Origin of the sequence: Rothia nasimurium, from assembly GCF_042660305.1 — a bacterium.
Classification (GTDB): Bacteria; Actinomycetota; Actinomycetes; order Actinomycetales; family Micrococcaceae; genus Rothia; species Rothia nasimurium.
The window spans coordinates 22,664-39,867 of record NZ_JBHSTW010000009.1 but is presented as its reverse complement, the minus strand read 5'-3'; the positions used below and the strand labels follow the sequence as shown (position 1 = coordinate 39,867).

The following is a 17,204-nucleotide window of genomic DNA, read 5'->3' as shown; positions in this document are numbered from 1 at the left end:
GTTTATGCTTCCTCCAATCTACCCCAGATAGCTGACAAAAAAGCCCGCCCGGCAGGCTGCCAGGCGGGCTAGAGGGGCGTAAGGACGCTTTACTCGGCTTCAGGCTTCATAAGCGGGAAGAGGATGGTTTCGCGGATACCTACGCCGGTGAAGAGCATAATCAGGCGGTCGATGCCCAGGCCCAGGCCGCCCATGGGGGGAGCACCGTATTCGAGGGCGCGCAGGAAGTCGTCGTCGAGCTGCATGGCCTCGTCGTCGCCACCTGCTGCCAGCTTGGACTGCTCAGTCAGGCGCTCACGCTGAATCACGGGGTCGATGAGCTCGGAGAAGGCGGTGCCTCGCTCCATACCGCCGATGATGAGGTCCCAGGCCTCGATGAGGTTGGCCTCGGAGCGGTGCTGGCGGGCCAGCGGCTGGGCTGAGGGCGGGTAGTCGTAGACGAAGGTAGGGTTGATGAGGGTGGGTTCAACGATTTCACCGAAGAGCTCAACAACCAGCTTCTCGGCGTCCCACTTGGGATCAACGGGGACCTCATGCTTCTCGGCGATAGCGCGCAGTTCTTCTGCGGTGGTGGCGGGGGTAATCTCAACGCCCACGGCCTCGGACAGGCCGGGGTAGACGCCCAGCCACTTCCATTCGCCGGTCAGGTCGATGGTACCGGCTTCGGTTTCAATCTGGTGTACGCCCACAGCGTCGGCACAGGCCATGATGATTTCCTGCATGCGCTTGGCCATGACGAACTGGTCGGCGTAGGCCTCGTAGCATTCCAGGGTGGTGAATTCGGGGCTGTGGGTGGAGTCTACGCCCTCGTTACGGAAGACACGGCCGATTTCGTAGACTCGTTCCAGGCCGCCTACCTCAGCGCGCTTGAGGAAGAGCTCGGTGGCGATGCGCAGGGTCATGGGCTGGTCAAAAGCGTTCAGGTGGGTTTCGAAGGGGCGGGCTGCCGCACCACCGTGAATGAGCTGCAGGATGGGGGTTTCCAGCTCGATGTAGCCGTGGTCGTTCAGCACGTTACGCACGGTCTGGGTGATCTTGGCGCGCTTGATGACCAGGTCGCGGGCTTCGTCGCGCACCATCAGGTCGAGGTAGCGCTGGCGGACGCGGGTCTCTTCGTTCAGGTCAGAGTGCAGGTTGGGCATGGGGCGCAGGGCCTTGGATGCCATCTGCCATTCGTCCGCCATGATGGAGAGCTCGCCGCGGCGGGATGAGATGACCTCGCCCTTGACGAAGACGTGGTCGCCCAGGTCAACCAGGGCCTTCCAGTCAGCCAGGGATTCTTCACCCACGCTGGCCAGTGAAATCATGGCCTGGATGCGGGTGCCGTTACCCTGCTGCAGGGAGGCGAAGCAGAGCTTGCCGGTGTTGCGGACGAAGACGACGCGTCCGGCCACACCAACGATGTCGCCGGTGGTCTGGTCTGCTTCGAGCTTGCCGTCGTACTTCTCACGGATTTCGGTGATGGTGTGGGTGACGGGGACGCCCACGGGGTAGGCTTCACGGCCAGATTCGAGCAGCTTGGCGCGCTTTTCGAGGCGAATCTGCATCTGCTCTGAGACGCCGTGGTCGAAGGCGGTGGTTTCGGCGGGGGTGTTGCCCTGTTCAGTCAATGATGTACCTGTTCTTAGGTTGGGTATAGAGGTCTTAGTTGATTTCCATGTTATCGATGAGGCGGGTGGAGCCCACGTAGGCTGCCACGAGCGCTAGCACACGTGCCTGTTCGCTCTGGGGGGCCTCAAAGGTGTCGGTGTCGACGACTTCGAGGTAGTCCAGGCGCACGCCTTCGGTGCTATCGATAGCGTCGCGGGCCGCCTGGACGTCCTCGCGGCTGAAGCTACCGGTGATGTACTTTTCGCGCAGGGTTGCCAGGGTGCGGGAAAGTACCAAGGCCGCTTCGCGTTCTTCAGCGCTCAGGTACTGGTTGCGCGAGGAGAGGGCAAGGCCGTCGTCCGCACGTACCACGGGCACAGGCTTGATGGTGACATCGTGGTTGAAGTCCTTAACCATGCGCTGAATGAGGGCCAACTGCTGGGCGTCCTTCTGCCCGAAGTAAGCATTAAGGGTGCCTTCCCCTACCAGGGGCTTCAGAATGTTGAAGAACTTATTGACCACGGTCAGCACACCGTCGAAATGGCCGGGGCGAGTCTTGCCCTCAAAGAGGGTGCCCAGCTTGCCTGAGACAACGGTGATTTTGGGGTCACCACCGGGGTACATTTCTTCAACGGTGGGGGCGAAGATGACGTCGACGCCCGCTTCGGTCGCCAGGGCGGCGTCCGCTTCAAGAGTGCGGGGGTAGCGGTCGTAGTCTTCGTTGGGCCCGAACTGGAGGGGGTTCACGAAGATAGAGAGCACCACAACATCGTTCTGTTCGCGGGCACGGCGAATCAGGGTGGCGTGCCCGTCGTGCAGGGCGCCCATGGTGGCTACATAGCCTACGGTGAGGGGCTTCTCTGCGGCGGGGGTTTCACCGGTGTCTCGGCGGCGGCTGGCGGTGGTGAGGGCCAGGAGCATTTCGTTGCCAAGATCGGTGATGGTGTGTGCGATAGGGGCTTGACTCGTCACGGTGGTGAGGGGTCCTTTCGTGTTTTGCGCCCTCCCAGTTTACCCGGCGAGCGCTTGAAGCACAGCATGGTAGCTCTCATCGGTGAGGGCTCCGCGGCTGTGGGCGCGTTCGGCGGTGGCGCGGGCGAGGGCCAGGTAGGCGGCCTTGATGTCGTCTGCGTTTTCTTCGAGGGCGTAGCTGGCGAGGGTTTGGGCGTGGGCGGCTACGGTGTGGGCGTCTCCGCGGGCGACGGGGCCGGTGAGGGCGCTATCGCCGTTGGCGAGGGCGTTGTCGAGGGAGGCTCTGAGGAGCGGTTCGATATAGCGGGCCGGGTTCTCGATGCCGATGGAGGCCAGGATTTGGAGGGCCTGGCCGGTGATGGTGACCAGGTGGTTGGATCCGTGGGCGAGGGCTGCGTGGTAGAGGGGACGGTCGCCTTCGGCGATGAGGACGGGTTCCCCGCCCATTTCGACGATCAGGGCCTGGGCGATGGGGGTGAAGGGGGCGGGGCCGGTGACGCCGAAGCTGGTGTTGGCGAGACGGGGCAGGTCGAGGGAGAGGCCGGTGAAGGTCATGGCCGGGTGAATGGCTAGGCCGATGGCGCCCTGGGCGGTAGCCGGGGCTAGGACGCCCACACCGTGGCGCCCTGAGGTGTGGATGAGAATTTGCCCGGGCCGCCAACCGTCGGTTTCGGCGATACCTTTGACCAGGTCGGGTAGGGCGTCGTCGGGTACGGCCAGGAGCACTACTTCGCTGGTGGTAATGATCTCGGGGATGGTAGACACCGGGACGCCGGGGAGCAGGGCTTCGGCTCGGGTGCGGGAGGCTTCTGAGACGGCATGGACGCCGGTAATCAGGTGCCCGGCGGCGCGGAGGGCTGCGCCGAGCACGGCCCCTACCTTCCCTGCGGAGATTACGCCGATACCCAGGCGGGCGGGCTTAAGGTGGTTGGTGCTCTGCATGGGGCCCTTTCTGTCTGCGTCCTGCCTGCTTAGTTTACCGGGGGCCGTCTCTTACCGGGTACGGCCTTTACTGTAGTGCTGCCCAAGACGCCACAGGCAGAAGGCTAGGGGAATAAGTAGCCCTTGAATAGTGCCACTAAAAACAGCCAGCGCAACTACCCCAATCTGAAAAGCAACGGTACTAGCAGCTACCAGAGGCTGAACCGGAACTACTAATCCCGACGGTAGGGCAACGACAAGGCTATAGTCGTATTCCTGTAGAGGGTCAGTCTCTCCTAGTGCCACGGCAATACCGAAAAAGAGAGCAGCGCCCGTAATAATGCCCGGAAGCTGAAAGATGATGGTCATTGCCACGGCATAGATGACCGTAGCAACACCAGCGCCCACGATAAACCCCAACAAGGTTGAAAAATAAGGAGCTGTAAGCCACTGCCGAAGAGGCAGCTGTGCTGACCATTCCCGCGGTAGCCAGCGGTAGAAGAAGGCAATCAACCAGACACCTACAATCGTTACGATACCGATGCCAGATGCTCCGAAACCGACCCCCACAAAGATTCCCAGAGGGATACTCAGTAGGGTAATGAGAACGAGCGGGGCCAGGCTATCAGCTAAAGCAGCCAACGATAGAAGGTAAGGACGGGAGTTCACAAGTTTTCTGCGGAAGGTACCGCTCTGCCCACCATAGTAGCGGTAGCCCTGTGCTCCGCTGAGATTACGGACGGCGTATAGAAGCAGCGTACTTCTCCCAAACCCCTGGGTAGCAGCAACCCGTTCCAGAGGACTATTCTGAGCTGAAACAACGAGCACAAAAGCTCCAAGTATTCCGAGGGACAGAACCAGCACTCCAAGACCGTAAATTAAAGCAACGTTTGCACTTACGACTGAGTCGGTGGTCGTAGCGATGAGCAATAGAAAACCCGTAACCGCTGCCAGACCTGCCCAAGCCAAAAGAGACTTCAGCCGTCCCAGTAGCTGCGCCGCAGCCATACCGTGCAGCATAAGTACCCCAAACGCTACAGCGCCCAGCGCCGTTCCCACCAACCAAGTCACCGAGAGCGGCGCAAAAATAGTCGCTAGCATTACGGAGAGCAGGGTCCACGCGCCTAAAGCAACCCATATAGCCCGAAAATGCCAGGGGTTACGGCTGGGATATGAAAGTCCAGAGTAACGCCAAAAGAGTTCAGCCGGCGAGTAAGCCAGCGGTCCCAACTGATGAAAGAGCCAGACTAGCCCAGCTCCTGCAATCAGCAGACTGCCCATAAAGAAACCGGGCGCTTGGATATCTTCTAATGTGAAATATAGGTAGGAGCCTCGAACCTGACGCAGGGAGACGCTGAATGACCCTGCAAGAGCAAGCCAGAAAACCAGGTAGAAAAATACCTTATAGACCGCACCGAGCCGGTACCCCAGCGTCCTGAGCGCTACCATGCGTTCTCGGCCCCTAGACCAAGCCCATCAGTCTCCAATGGAAACACCAAATTTTTAGTTCCTGGCAACGCGTTAAGCGCCGGGTCATGTGTGGCTATACAAACCGCTGCCCCAGCAGAGACTGTAGACTCCGCCCACTGAGCAATCCACTGCACTCCAGCAGTATCAAGACGCTTTTCTGGCTCGTCCAAAAAGTAGTAACGGGCAGGCCGGAGCAACAAGGACGCAAGGCGGGAGCGTTGCTCCTGGCCAGAGCTCAAGGTGTGTGGTTCTCTGTCATAAGCCTGGGGTACTCCAAGTTCTTCTAGCGCCTGACGCACGCTCATACGCTGAGAAGAAGCCATTCCCAGCTTTTGAGCGATTTTAGGGCCTTCACCGGCCAGTATTTCAAGATGCTGCCCTACGGTTAGGCCGGGAAGCCACCCCAGCGCGTCGTTGAGCCCAAAAACCTGTAAACGGAAGGCCTCAGACGCAGAGGTCACCGGTGCCCCATCAATGAGCACCTGCCCTTCGGTTAAATCTTGATGTAGAAGAAGGCAGCTCATGAGGGTCGACTTACCGGAACCGTTAGGGCCGGTCAAGGTGTAATACACTCCTGGCTCCAGCGTGACAGAAGCACCAGAGAAAATAACATTCTCGTCAAAGGCTTTGGCCCCCTAATTTAGTTGAAGTGCAGGAACCTTGGTAAGTAAACCCATCAGTTTCCTATCTCAGTATCGGGCAGAGGTAGTAGCTCATAGGGCGGGATCTGCGAAGAGGTACCGGAGCCTTTCCCCTTGTCCGCAGACGTCGGCACTGATGCAGGCGCAACTCCCATCTGGGCCAGGCGGACGGTCAGGGCGCGGGCGACCTCGGCGTCCGCATTATGCACGGAGGAGGACAGGGTTCCCCCGGCGACCCGCAAGGACAGGTGGGCCAGCCCGGCCTTCTTCTGCAGGGGCCCCTGGGCCAGCTCGAAACTCTGCACCTTACGGTGCGGCACAAAGGTTAGACGGCGCACCCAGCGACCCGAGCGGACCAAGAGAAGCAGAGGGGTCACCGCAAAACCGTTGCGGCGGTAGGTGAACGGGTCAAACCAGCGGGCAGACGCCGGGGAGACTGTAAAGCCCTGATCGGTGCCGCTTCCCGCCAGGCCAGCTAAGAGCTGGTCAGGTGACACGCCACCGTCCTGCTGGGCAGGGAGCACCAGGGGCAGCACCCGCATCACGTCGTCGAGCGTACCCACCGGCAACAGCTCCCCGGCGAATTCGCCCTGGTCGCTGCCCTTACCGAGCAAGGTGACCTTGATTCGGTACCAGCCGGCCATGCGCCACAGCAGGGGCTGCTCCACCGAAATACGCTGAATACGCCCCTCGGGCAGGGTCTGGGTGGTGGTATCGGTAAAACCGAAGCGGGTTTTCAGACCGTCCGGGCTGGTGGAAAGCGAAAAGTTGAAGCCGGTGTTAAAGCGCTTCCAGGCGCTCGAAACGATAGTCAGGATAACCGCCACGTTCGAAGCGAAAATAGCCCCCAGGGACATCTCTGCCCAGAACATCAGCCCACCCATACCCAAGAGGAACAGCAGGCCCACAGCCCAGCCCAAGCTCAGCACCATCGACCCCAACAGCCGCGCAACCGGTACCTTGACGATAAGCTGCTCACCGGCGTCCTTAATACCCAGAAAATTCTCGGTGAGGTGGTCGCTCAGGCGGTCTGCCATGTCGCGGTGGGCGGGCTGGTCGGCAGGAGCGGACACCGGCGCCGGGGAATCTGCCGCATCGGCTTTGAGGGTGCGCACCCGGGCTAGAAGCTGCTCGCGCAGGGCGCGAGCGTCGGCGTACTTGAGGAACTGCACCCGCAGGGCAGAAGAATCTCCGTCTGCCACGTCGAATTTAAGCTCTGCCAGACCCAGCAGGCGGGCCATCAGGGGGCGGTTGACATCGATAGACTGCACGCGGTCCAGCCGGGCCTTGCGCTCGGTTTTGAAGAGCATGCCGCTCTTGATGTAAACGTTGTGGTCATCGACCGCAAACCGGTAAAAGAACCAGGTTGAGAGGAAGGGCAGCAACAAGAGCAGGAAGAAGACGGCCAGCACTCCCAGGAACCAGAAGCCCCCGAAGATACTCGTCCAGGAGAGAAGGACGGTATCTGGCGGGCCGCTCTGCCCGAGTTCGCGCAGGTCAAGGGGTTCTTCGCCGGTGAAGAGGTCCTCGACCAGGTTGTTAGCGACGGTGTAGACGAAAACAACGATAATCAGCCAGGCCCTCACCAGGGGTGAGAGCGGGTGGGCACGACGCCAGGTGAGGGCTGCTTCTTCGCGGGCGGTGATATCGGTGGAAACCGCCGGGGATTCTGAGGTGGGTACCTGTTCACTCATTTAGAGACCTGCCATTCTGGCGTCCGACAGGTCGGTGAGAACCTCGCGCAGCTGGTCAGCATCGCTCTTAGCCAGGCCCGGAATAGTGATGCTGTTCGCCGCGGTTTTTACCTCGACGCTGGCCAGTGAGAGCGCATTTTCGAGCGGCCCAGAGGACACATCGACGTACTGGATACGCCCGTAGGGTACGGCGGTGACCGAACGGAAGAGCAGGCCGGATCGCTTGAGCAGGTGGTCAGCGCGTTCACTGTAGCCGATAGCCTGCACCCGGCGCTTGACCAGTATCAGCGCCCACAGCCGCCAGATGAGCACCAAGGCAGGTAGGCCCCAGTAGGCCCAGGGTGCCCAGTTCCAGCTCTGCACCACAAGCGTCATGATAAGCGGTAGGGACGCCAGCCCCAACAGAATGAGAGACCAGATGAGAGAGGTGATGAGCTTAACCCGAACGTACTTGGGCGAAACCCGCTTCCAGCTGACCTCGGGTAAATCTATGGTCTGCTTGCCCAGGCCATCAAGGTCGAGCGGGGGCAGGGTAGGTGTAAATTGCGGCTCGTTCATGGTGCTCTCTCGTTACGTATACATGTCAGGGTGTGGTCTACACCATTATGGCACGGAGGTGAGAAAGCTAAACCAAAGGTTGCCTTATGACGAGGCGTCCGGCTTATTACGAGCCAAGGGGCCGGTCTGCGGGCGGGCCCCGCCGACCCCACCACCGGCGTCCTCATCCCCCGGAGGCACCTTGCACCAGTTCTCGGCGACGATACCGGCAACCAGCATCACCAGGCCGCCAGCGAGGGCAAGCAGGCTCTCGATGAGAGGTTGGGCGGTGGCCCGGGCGGACGCCAGCCCCACCTGGTAGACCACAATCGCTACCTGCCAGCCGCCGACCAGGGCGCCGGTGAGAGCCAGGGCCTGAGCGAAAACTGCCACGCGGGCAGCCATGAGGGGATTCATGGAACCGGCGTTCTTACGGGTCTCCACCCGGCTATACCGGTAGACCTGCCGGGCGAAGTAGAGGGCCAGACCTGCCAGGATGAGGGCAGCAACCAGGGTGAGGGCGGGCAGGGACAGCTCGGGGCCGCCTGACTGAACGCTCAGGAGGTTGATGACCGCCCCGCTTGCAACGCCTACACCCGCTAAGAGGGCAAGGGCCCGGCTTCGCAGTTTCACGCGCAGACCACCGGGGCAGGGTGGAACTCGCGGATGCCACCGGCGTCCGCTGCGTCATCTGCCAGCTGGCGGACCGATGATCCGAGGAGCAGGGCTGAAGGGTCCATGCGGGCCCAGGGCTCCAGCACAAAGGCGCGTTCAGCGGCGCGCGGGTGGGGCAGGGTGAGGTCGGGGTCGTCCATCTCAAGTGAGGCGATATCGATGATGTCGATGTCGAGGGTGCGCGGGCCCCAGCGGACGTCGCGGGTTCGGTGGTGCTTCTGCTCAATCTGCTGGGTGTATTCCAGTAGCAGGAAGGGGCGAAGGCTGGTCTCAATCTCGACCACCATGTTGGCGTAATCGGGCTGGCCAGCCGGGCCGCCCACTGGTGCCGTGATAGCGATAGGGGAAATCTTGGTTACCGCGATTTTCTCGTGGGAGCAGATATCACCAATCGCCTTGATGAGGGTGTCTTCGCTATCGCCCAGGTTAGAGCCCAGGGCAAGGATCGCTTTAACCGGCATGCTTCTCCCTAAAAATCGTCACCGACACATCAGCGAAGGTCACCTCGATAGGGGCCTTGGGCTTGTGCACGGTTAGTTCAACCGCGAGCAGGGGGAACTTCTCGAGCACAGCGGTAGCGATATGCTCGGCCAGGGTTTCGATGAGGTCGAGGGATTCACCGGTTACGATTTCGCGGATTACCTCTGCTACTTCGGCGTAGTTGACGGTGTGCGCGACGTTGTCGGTGGCGGCAGCCTGGGTGAAGTCCGTGAACATGGTGATATCGACGAAGAAGGGCTGCCCGGTCTGCTTCTCAGAGTCGAGCACGCCGTGGTAGCCCACGCTACCCACGCCAGTGAGCGTAATGCGGTCGGTACGGGAGTAATCTCGTTGGCCCGACGATGAGCTGTGATCGTGCATGGTCACCTTTCACCGAGTCTGGTTCACCGGTGGTAGTTCAGGGTTGAAGCGCCGGTGCTTTGTAGCCATTATCCACGCCCTGAGGGCACTGCCCGGTGACCGCTGTGTGTGCCCTTAGACATACCTAAAGACAGCCTCACCCGGGCATTTGTTGGAAAAAGCGGTAGTTAAGCGGGCCTAAAGTACAACCTCTAAAGCGCTTAAAGTCACAAAGACATTTTCATTTATGACGCTTCTGTGTCGCACCCGGCTACAGCCCAGCTACCGCTAGCGGGCGGACGCCTGCCGCCAGGCTGCGCGCACGGCCAGGGCGTCGGCGGTTGCCTGCACATTATGCACGCGCACGGCCCAGGCCCCTGCTTCAGCTGCCATGACTGAAAGAGCCGCGCTGGCGACGTCCCGTTCGGTTGCCGCTCGCTCAGCAACCTGCTCTGCGGGCAGGCCGGAGGCGGCAGCGTCCTGCTCATGCAACAGCCGGGCAATAAAACGCTTCCGGGAACCGGCTACCAGCACCCGGTGACCCTCGGCGGCCAGGGCCTGCAGGCCCGCCAGAATCTGCCAGTTTTGCTCACCCTGTTTAGCGAAGCCGGGGCCGGGGTCCAGAATGATCTGCTCGGGAGCCACTCCCCCGGTGATGAGCTGCTCGCGCAGGGTAAAGAGCTCGTTAAACACTTCAGCGGCAACGTCGGTGTAGACAGCCTGGGAGTCCATGGTGAGGGAGGTGCCGCGCGAGTGCATGAGGATATAGGGCACGCCCAGCTCAGCGACGGTCTCAATCATGTCTTCGCGCAGGCTCATCCCGGCAACATCGTTGATAATGTGGGCTCCGGCGGCGACGGCGGCGCGGGCGGTTTCGGGGTTGAGAGTATCAACCGACATGACGATACCTTCAGCTGCTAAGGCCTCAATGACGGGCAGGACGCGGCGCTGCTCCTCAGCCAGCGGCACCCGGGTAGCGCCGGGACGGGTGGACTCCCCTCCCACATCGATGATGTCTGCCCCCTGGGCAACCAGGGCCTTGGCGTGCGCAACTGCCGTGGCGGCGTCCGCGTGCAGACCCCCGTCAGAGAAGGAATCGGGGGTTACGTTGAGAATACCCATAATCAGGGTACGGTCGGTCGGTAGATTCTCGTAGGATCCGTGCGCGTGGGGAAGAGTCATGAGAAATCAGGAGGCGTTAATCAGGCTCATTGCCTCGGCACGGGTAGCGGGATCGCGCAGGGCCCCGCGGACGGCACTCGTCACCGTCTTCGCCCCGGGCTTGCGTACACCGCGCATAGACATGCACATGTGCTCAGCCTGAATCACCACAATCGCACCGGTAGGCTGCAGGTGCTCTTCAAGAGCTTCAATCACCTGGGTAGTCAACCGCTCCTGTACCTGGGGGCGCTTGGCGTAGATATCAACCAGGCGGGCAAGCTTGGACAGGCCGGTGACCTTGCCGTCGCCACCGGGAATGTAGCCAATGTGGGCGTGCCCGAAGAAGGGCACCAGGTGGTGCTCGCAGGTTGAGTAGAAGGGAATGTCCTTCACCAGTACCAGTTCGGAGTGGTCAATGTCGAAGGTCGTGCCCAGAATGTCACCGGCGCTCTGGTGTAGACCGGCAAACATCTCGTCGTAGGCGCGGGCTACACGGGCCGGGGTGTCGAGCAGACCGTCACGGGTGGGGTCTTCGCCGATAGCCAGCAGAATCTCGCGGACGGCGGCCTCGATACGGGGCTGGTCAACTGCCATTAACGGGGCCCTCCCAGGGGGTCAACGTCGGGGTTACCTGCGGGGCCTGCGGCACCGGGGTGGGGGTTACCGGGATCCATGGGGTCAACGGTAGGCTGCTGGACGATGGGCTCCTCGGCAACCGGGGTCTCGTCGGCCGCTGCCTTAGCTACCTTGACCGGGGGCAGAGCTGAGGGTTCGCGGTTGGACTTGGAGTACCAGTGGTCGCGTTCGGGGCGCTTGCGCACGCCCGCAAAGATTTCTGCCAGGTCGTTCTCGAGCAGGGTTTCCTTCTCAAGCAGGGCCAGGGAGAGGGCATCGAGTACGTCGCGGTTATCGCGCAGAATCTCGTAGGCCTCATCGTGGGCCTGCTCCAGCAGGGCTGCGACCTCCTGGTCAACAAGGTAGGCCATCTCGTCGGAGAAGTTGTTGCCACCGCCAGCACCGCCGCCCAGGAAGGGGTCAGATTCCTTAGCTGCAAGACGAACTGAACCAACCTTAGCGCTCATGCCGTACTCGGTCACCATCTTGCGGGCGGTATCGGTTGCCTTCTGAATATCGTTGGACGCACCGGTGGAGGGGTCGTGGAAAATCAGCTCTTCGGCGGCGCGGCCACCCATAGCGTAGGCCATCTGGTCGAGCAGTTCGTGGCGGGTGGTGGAGTACTTGTCGTCCTGGGGCATGACCATGGTGTAGCCCAGGGCGCGGCCGCGCGGCAGAATCGTAATCTTGGTGACGGGCGCTGAGTTACGCAGGGCAGCCGCGACCAGGGCGTGGCCGCCTTCGTGGTAGGCGGTGACGGTGCGTTCGTGCTCGCTCATGATGCGGGAGGATCGCTGGGGGCCTGCCATGACGCGGTCAATAGCTTCGTCGATAGCGCGTTCGTCAATCACGTTGCCGCCGTCGCGGGCGGTGAGCAGGGCTGCTTCGTTCATGACGTTGGCGAGGTCAGCACCGGTAAAGCCGGGGGTGCGCTTGGCAACGGAGGCCAGGTCAACGCGGCGGTCAATGGGCTTGCCGGCTGCGTGCACTTCGAGGATGCGCTGGCGGCCCTTCAGGTCGGGGGCGTCAACTCCGACCTGGCGGTCGAAACGGCCCGGACGCAGCAGGGCGGGGTCGAGTACATCGGGGCGGTTGGTTGCCGCGATGACGATGATGTTAGAGGTGCCGTCGAAGCCGTCCATCTCAACCAGCAGCTGGTTGAGGGTCTGCTCGCGTTCGTCGTTACCGCCGCCCATGCCGACGCCACGCTGACGGCCTACGGCGTCAATTTCGTCGACGAAGATGATAGCGGCCTTGTTGGACTTAGCTTCCTTGAAGAGGTCGCGTACGCGGGAAGCACCCACACCCACGAACATTTCAACAAAGTCAGAACCGGAGATGGAGTAGAAGGGGACGCCGGCTTCACCGGCTACTGCCTTAGCGAGCAGGGTCTTACCGGTACCGGGAGGGCCGTAGAGGAGTACGCCCTTGGGAATCTTGGCGCCCAGGCGGGTGAACTTTTCGGGTTCGGCGAGGAATTCGCGGACCTCTTCGAGTTCTGCCAGGGCTTCGTCGACACCGGCAACGTCGGCAAAGCGCACGGTGGGGTTGTCTTTGTTGAACTTCTTAGCGCGTGACTTGGAGAAGTTCATAATCTGATTGCTACCGCCGCCCATACGTGACATGAGGAACCAGAAGAGGGCCACCAGAATCACAAAGGGCAGGATGAAGGACAGCATGGAGGTGAACCAGTTGGTCTGCACCGGCTGATCGGTGTAGGACTCAAGGTTGGCGTTATCCATGGCCGCGACAACGTCAGTGGCGCGGGGCTGAACGTAGTAGAAACTTACATTCTTGCCCTGGTTTTCACCGGCAGGGTTCACGTAATCGTCTTTGAGTTCCAGGTCTACGCGCTGGTCACCGTCGAAGATTTTGGCGCTGACGACCTTCTCGTCATTCAGCAGACCGATACCCACGTTGGTATCAACGCGGGTTGAGGCTGCCAGAGAGTTTGCGAAGATCATGGGCACAGCAATGAGAACTGCCAGCAAGACCCAGAACCAGGGCCCTGAGATGAGCTTGCCGAAGAACCCCTTTTTCTTGGGGTCGGGGGTATTATCCGTATTCTGCACAGCCGCGCCTTCCACAAAAATAACGGGGCGGGGCGCCGTGTGCGCCCCGCACAAAGGTAGCCCCAGCACCCGGCAGTGGGTGCAGTTGGGCCTAGACCTATCTAATGTACCTAAAGTTGCTGGGTACTCGCTTAATGCCTCAAGGTTTTCACCTCAGGGCTAAAGCACCGGCGGAGGGGAGTCTGCCGGAGCTCTCTGACGCGTGCTCGCTGTTTAGGAGTAGACGTGGGGGGCCAGAGTGACGATGCAGTCCAGGTTGCGGTAGCGCTCGGCGAAGTCCAGGCCGTAGCCCACTACGAATTCGGGTTCGATGTCCCAGCCGACGTACTTGACCTCAACGTCGGTCTTGACGCTCTTGGGCTTGCGTAGCAGGGTGCAGATTTCTACAGAGGCAGCCCCGCGGGATACCAGGTTCTGCTGGAGCCACTTGAGGGTCAGGCCGGAGTCGATGATGTCTTCGACGATGAGCACGTCGCGGCCGGTCAGGTCGGTGTCGAGGTCCTTGAGGATGCGGACGACGCCGGATGACTTGGTGCCTGAACCGTAGGATGAGACGGCCATCCAGTCCATGGTGTAGTGGGCCTTGAGGGCGCGGGAGAGGTCGGCTACGACCATGATGGCGCCCTTGAGTACGCCGACCAGCAGTACGTCGCGGCCTTCGTAGTCCTTGTCGATTTGGGCGGCAAGTTCCTTAATCTTGGCGTCGATTTCTTCTTTGCTGAAGAGAACGTGCTTGATGTCGTTCTGTACGTCGAGTGCGTCCACGGTTGATCGCTTTCTGCTGGTTCAAAGGGTGTGCGCCCTGCCCTGTTGGGTAGGGCAAAGCGCGTGTTCATCTTTAAGTATGGTTTATGGGGCGGTGTTGAGTAAAACGATAAGGCCGGTTTTCTTGAGGTTGTAGCTCTGACCTGCCCGGGTGATGGTGGTACCGGGGCGGCGGCGGTAGGCAGAAATATGGCCGGGTAGCTGGAGGGGGCCGGCAGTCGAGTGGTCGCCAGCGAAAGCATCGAGAGCGGCAAGACGCTCGAAGCCCGGGGCGATGCCGCCGGCTTGTTCGAGAGCTAGGGCGAGGACGCGGGTGCGCAGGGCCGGGTGCAGGCCGACGAGCGCGGCGCGGTTGAGCAGAACCATGTCCCTGCTGGGCTCTACCCCGAGCAGGCCCGCGATATCGGTACCTGCGGGGGCGAGGGCGTCCGCGTCCACCAGTATGTCGTTCAGGGCCTGGCGGGCGGCGGACGCCAGGTAGTCGGCGTCCGCACCGGCAATGGTCGCGGTGCGGGCCAGGGATACAGCTACGCCGCCGCCCAGGTGTTCTTCGAGGTAGGGCAGGACGCTGTGGCGCACGCGGGCGCGCATGAGCGACTGGTCGGTGTTGGTGGGGTCCTGCCAGGGGGTGAGGCCCGCGTCAGCGCAGATCTCTTCGATGTCTACCCGGCGAAGGGTGAGCAGGGGGCGGATGACCCGCACAGGGCCGGCAGGGTGCTCTTCGGTGCGGTCCACGGGCATACCTGCCAGGGAGCGGGTACCGGAGCCCCGGGCCAGGCCTAGCAGTACGGTTTCGGCCTGGTCGTCGAGGGTGTGGCCCAAGGCAACAGCGTCCGCCCCGGTTGCGGCCAGAGCCCGGGCAAAAGCACCGTATCGGGCGGTACGGGCCGCCATTTCGGGCCCCTCCTTACCCTCTTCAACGGTCACGGTTTCTACCAGCACCGGGCTAAGACCCAGCTCCCGCAGAATCTGGGCGGTGCGCTCGGCCACCTGGGCGGAGCCGTCCTGAAGCTGGTGGTCAACCGCGACCGCGCCCACGCGCACGTCCTGCCGCCGGTTGAAGTGGGCCAGCAGAACCGCTAAGGCCAAGGAGTCGGGGCCACCCGATACGGCAGCCAGCACCAGGGGAACCTGCCCTACTTCTGGGCCTGCGCCCGGACGTCCTGACGAACCGGTGGGAGCAACCGTACCTGCCCCAAATACATGCTCCAGCACACCGGCGACTTCGCGGCGAGCGGCTCCCACCACCGGGTTCAGACGGGTTTTACGCTGCTGCACTAGTTCTTCTCTTCCTCTAGGTCTGCGCCCAGTACCCGCGCAATCCAGCGGGAAGGGGCGTGAATTTCGGCTACGGTGGGTAGGTTCTCAGGAGCCTGCCAAATGCGGTTGAAACGCTCCATGCCCACTTCGTCGATTACAGCCTGCACAAACTTTTGGCCGTTCTTGTACTGGGCCATCTTGGCATCCATGCCCAGCAGCTTGCTCATAAAGCGGGGGAAGAAGCCCTGGGTCTGGCTGCGCCGCTCAAAACGGCGGCGGATGGTTTTAACGGAAGGGACGATTGAGGAATCAACGGCGTCCATCACCACGTTGGCGTGGCCCTCCAGCAGGCTCATGACGCCGGTGATACGGTCCAGCAGTTCCTTACCCTCGTCGCTGAGCAGCAGGGCAGCGCCGCTAGTGGCAGCCTCAGGGCTAGCCCCGGGCGCTTCCTGCTTCTTCATGCCGCGCACCGCCCCGGTAGCGGCAGCAGCAATGCGCTCAGGTAGGTTTTCGGTGGTCTCCCCCAGTTCGCGGCCCAGGCTGTGCATGAGATCCAGCAGGTAGTCACGCAGCCAGGGGGCAGCAGCAAACTGCACCCGGTGGGTCTGCTCGTGCAGGGCAACCCACAGGCGGAAATCCGCCGGGTCAAGGTTCAGCTCTTCTTCCAGCTTCATCAGGTTGGGAGCCACAATCATCAGGCGGCCGCCAGGTGCCCCGTGACCGGCCAGCGCCGCGTAGGGGTCGTACTGGCCCAGGACGCGGGTAGACAGGAAGGCCAGCACACCCCCGATTTCTGCAGCCCCGCCAATCTCGGTCACAGCGTGCTCGGCATCAGAGAGTTTAGCTAAGCGCTGGCCCAGCACCTCTTCGGCAATGGGGCCCAGCATAACCTCAAACGACTGGGTGTTAGCCTTCACCCAGGTAGCCCTATCAACAATCAGTAGCTCAGAGTCGTGCAGGTTCTCAGCCGCAGCCAGCTGCGTAATAGCGTGCACATGGTCAACAGCAGCGGTTGCCGCGTAGCGCATCTCTTCAACAGCCCGCCGCTTAGCCGCGGCCTCAGCGCGCGGGCCAGCCGGAGCCAGCGCACCGGCAATCTTATGGGCTAAAGAAAAATTCAGAGGCAAAGAAGATGAGCTCATGCCACCCCACTCTACCGGCTCCTAGCCGCCCCGGCCTACCCAAGCCGCCCACCGGCGTCCGCACCCTTAAAGGGGCGGAGGCTGGGCCCCGTGCAGGGCCCAGCCTCCTATCCCGGTGGGGGCACTAGTTAGCTTTCGCTACCCCACCAAGTCTTTAGTTCTCGTCTGCTTCAGCTTCAGCAGCGGACTCGTAGTGCGACTTCTCAAAACGCTCCTGAGCCTCAGCTACCAGCTTCTCAGCGAAAGCGCGGTCTTCCCAGCCCTCGCCCTTAACCCACTTGCCGGGCTCCAGATCCTTGTAGCGCTCGAAGAAGTGCTTGATTTCTTCCTTGAGCTGGTCAGCGACATCGCCGATTTCCTGGATGTGGTCGTAGCGCTTATCTGCGGGAACGCACAGAACCTTGTCGTCGCCGCCAGCTTCGTCGGTCATACGGAAAACACCGATGGGGCGGGCTTCAACCAGCACACCGGGGACAACGTCAACATCGAGAATAACCATGGCGTCGAGCGGGTCACCGTCTTCGCCCAGGGTGTCCTCAAAGTAGCCGTAGGCGGTGGGGTACTGCATGGAGGTGAACAGTACGCGGTCCAGACGCAGGCGACCGGTTTCGTGGTCAATTTCGTACTTGACGCGTGAGCCGCGGTTAATTTCAATCGTGACGTCGAGTTCCAAGGGGAACCTCCTGGTTGAGTGGTGTGTTTGACCCGCGCTGCGCGCGAGTGGTTCGGCATATTAGTCTAACCGAGAACCGGCAGGCTGTACCCCTTTTACAGGGCAGGCGCGCCAGTGTCACCCGTATTACATGCCTCTGCTTCCAAGGTCAGGCATATACCCTATATAGAAGA

17 protein-coding genes are annotated in these 17,204 nt (G+C 61.6%); all 17 read right to left on the bottom strand.

The annotated features are described in order from the left end of the window. Positions 1-89: 89 nt before the first annotated feature. Positions 90-1,547 (bottom strand): lysine--tRNA ligase, encoded by a 1,458-nt coding sequence (gene lysS, locus ACFP6B_RS03650; RefSeq protein WP_185174710.1) that lies wholly within the window; start codon positions 1,545-1,547, stop codon positions 90-92. Between the two features lie 97 nt (positions 1,548-1,644). Continuing rightward, positions 1,645-2,511, bottom strand: coding sequence for a pantoate--beta-alanine ligase (gene panC, locus ACFP6B_RS03645; protein WP_377127001.1), 867 nt, complete (start codon positions 2,509-2,511; stop codon positions 1,645-1,647). 90 nt (positions 2,512-2,601) lie between these two features. Further along, positions 2,602-3,504, bottom strand: a complete 903-nt coding sequence (locus ACFP6B_RS03640; protein WP_377126941.1) for a Rossmann-like and DUF2520 domain-containing protein — start codon at positions 3,502-3,504, stop codon at positions 2,602-2,604. A gap of 51 nt (positions 3,505-3,555) precedes the next feature. Then, entirely contained in the window at positions 3,556-4,932 is a 1,377-nt protein-coding gene (locus ACFP6B_RS03635) for a hypothetical protein (protein ID WP_377126938.1), read from the bottom strand. Next, complete coding sequence (locus ACFP6B_RS03630; protein WP_377126998.1) at positions 4,926-5,561, bottom strand: ABC transporter ATP-binding protein; 636 nt, start codon at positions 5,559-5,561, stop codon at positions 4,926-4,928. Before ACFP6B_RS03630 ends, ACFP6B_RS03635 begins: the two co-directional genes overlap by 7 nt. Before the next feature lie 68 nt (positions 5,562-5,629). Beyond that, complete coding sequence (locus ACFP6B_RS03625) at positions 5,630-7,288, bottom strand: PH domain-containing protein (RefSeq protein WP_377126935.1); 1,659 nt, start codon at positions 7,286-7,288, stop codon at positions 5,630-5,632. Further along, the gene (locus ACFP6B_RS03620; protein WP_237199658.1) at positions 7,289-7,846 is read right to left on the bottom strand and encodes a PH domain-containing protein; all 558 of its coding nucleotides are present in this window, start codon (positions 7,844-7,846) and stop codon (positions 7,289-7,291) included. 84 nt (positions 7,847-7,930) lie between these two features. Then, positions 7,931-8,458 carry a DUF3180 domain-containing protein gene (locus ACFP6B_RS03615; protein ID WP_377126932.1) on the bottom strand — a complete coding sequence of 176 codons (528 nt, stop codon included), beginning with the start codon at positions 8,456-8,458 and terminating at the stop codon, positions 7,931-7,933. Beyond that, complete coding sequence (gene folK, locus ACFP6B_RS03610; RefSeq protein ID WP_237185239.1) at positions 8,455-8,961, bottom strand: 2-amino-4-hydroxy-6-hydroxymethyldihydropteridine diphosphokinase; 507 nt, start codon at positions 8,959-8,961, stop codon at positions 8,455-8,457. The genes ACFP6B_RS03615 and folK overlap by 4 nt, the downstream gene beginning before the upstream one ends. Then, positions 8,951-9,361 (bottom strand): dihydroneopterin aldolase, encoded by a 411-nt coding sequence (gene folB / locus ACFP6B_RS03605; protein WP_237185240.1) that lies wholly within the window; start codon positions 9,359-9,361, stop codon positions 8,951-8,953. Before folB ends, folK begins: the two co-directional genes overlap by 11 nt. Positions 9,362-9,628: 267 nt before the next feature. Beyond that, positions 9,629-10,522: a dihydropteroate synthase gene (folP, locus tag ACFP6B_RS03600; RefSeq protein WP_377126928.1), complete on the bottom strand. Its 894-nt coding sequence runs from the start codon at positions 10,520-10,522 to the stop codon at positions 9,629-9,631. Positions 10,523-10,528: 6 nt separating this feature from the next. Continuing rightward, on the bottom strand, positions 10,529-11,095 hold the full coding sequence (gene folE / locus ACFP6B_RS03595) for a GTP cyclohydrolase I FolE (RefSeq protein WP_237242758.1): 567 nt from the start codon (positions 11,093-11,095) through the stop codon (positions 10,529-10,531). Further along, positions 11,095-13,188, bottom strand: a complete 2,094-nt coding sequence (gene ftsH, locus ACFP6B_RS03590; protein ID WP_377126924.1) for an ATP-dependent zinc metalloprotease FtsH — start codon at positions 13,186-13,188, stop codon at positions 11,095-11,097. Before ftsH ends, folE begins: the two co-directional genes overlap by 1 nt. A gap of 213 nt (positions 13,189-13,401) precedes the next feature. Next, a complete protein-coding gene (hpt, locus tag ACFP6B_RS03585) occupies positions 13,402-13,953 on the bottom strand; it encodes a hypoxanthine phosphoribosyltransferase (protein ID WP_237222136.1) in 552 nt (183 codons plus the stop codon). A gap of 84 nt (positions 13,954-14,037) precedes the next feature. Further along, positions 14,038-15,231 carry a tRNA lysidine(34) synthetase TilS gene (tilS, locus tag ACFP6B_RS03580; RefSeq protein ID WP_377126920.1) on the bottom strand — a complete coding sequence of 398 codons (1,194 nt, stop codon included), beginning with the start codon at positions 15,229-15,231 and terminating at the stop codon, positions 14,038-14,040. Beyond that, positions 15,231-16,358 carry a zinc-dependent metalloprotease gene (locus ACFP6B_RS03575; protein ID WP_377126917.1) on the bottom strand — a complete coding sequence of 376 codons (1,128 nt, stop codon included), beginning with the start codon at positions 16,356-16,358 and terminating at the stop codon, positions 15,231-15,233. The genes tilS and ACFP6B_RS03575 overlap by 1 nt, the downstream gene beginning before the upstream one ends. 154 nt (positions 16,359-16,512) lie before the next feature. Beyond that, positions 16,513-17,031: an inorganic diphosphatase gene (locus ACFP6B_RS03570; RefSeq protein WP_237207315.1), complete on the bottom strand. Its 519-nt coding sequence runs from the start codon at positions 17,029-17,031 to the stop codon at positions 16,513-16,515. Positions 17,032-17,204 lie beyond the last annotated feature (173 nt).

Excerpts from the sequence above, each read along its gene's own strand:
- lysS (WP_185174710.1), bottom strand. The coding sequence starts at position 1,547 with ATGCAGATTCGCCTCGAAAAGCGCGCCAAGCTGCTCGAATCTGGCCGT.
- panC (WP_377127001.1), bottom strand. The coding sequence starts at position 2,511 with ATGCTCCTGGCCCTCACCACCGCCAGCCGCCGCCGAGACACCGGTGAA.
- ACFP6B_RS03640 (WP_377126941.1), bottom strand. The coding sequence starts at position 3,504 with ATGCAGAGCACCAACCACCTTAAGCCCGCCCGCCTGGGTATCGGCGTA.
- ACFP6B_RS03635 (WP_377126938.1), bottom strand. The coding sequence starts at position 4,932 with ATGGTAGCGCTCAGGACGCTGGGGTACCGGCTCGGTGCGGTCTATAAG.
- ACFP6B_RS03625 (WP_377126935.1), bottom strand. The coding sequence starts at position 7,288 with ATGAGTGAACAGGTACCCACCTCAGAATCCCCGGCGGTTTCCACCGAT.
- ACFP6B_RS03620 (WP_237199658.1), bottom strand. The coding sequence starts at position 7,846 with ATGAACGAGCCGCAATTTACACCTACCCTGCCCCCGCTCGACCTTGAT.
- folK (WP_237185239.1), bottom strand. The coding sequence starts at position 8,961 with ATGCCGGTTAAAGCGATCCTTGCCCTGGGCTCTAACCTGGGCGATAGC.
- folB (WP_237185240.1), bottom strand. The coding sequence starts at position 9,361 with ATGCACGATCACAGCTCATCGTCGGGCCAACGAGATTACTCCCGTACC.
- folP (WP_377126928.1), bottom strand. The coding sequence starts at position 10,522 with ATGACTCTTCCCCACGCGCACGGATCCTACGAGAATCTACCGACCGAC.
- folE (WP_237242758.1), bottom strand. The coding sequence starts at position 11,095 with ATGGCAGTTGACCAGCCCCGTATCGAGGCCGCCGTCCGCGAGATTCTG.
- ACFP6B_RS03575 (WP_377126917.1), bottom strand. The coding sequence starts at position 16,358 with ATGAGCTCATCTTCTTTGCCTCTGAATTTTTCTTTAGCCCATAAGATT.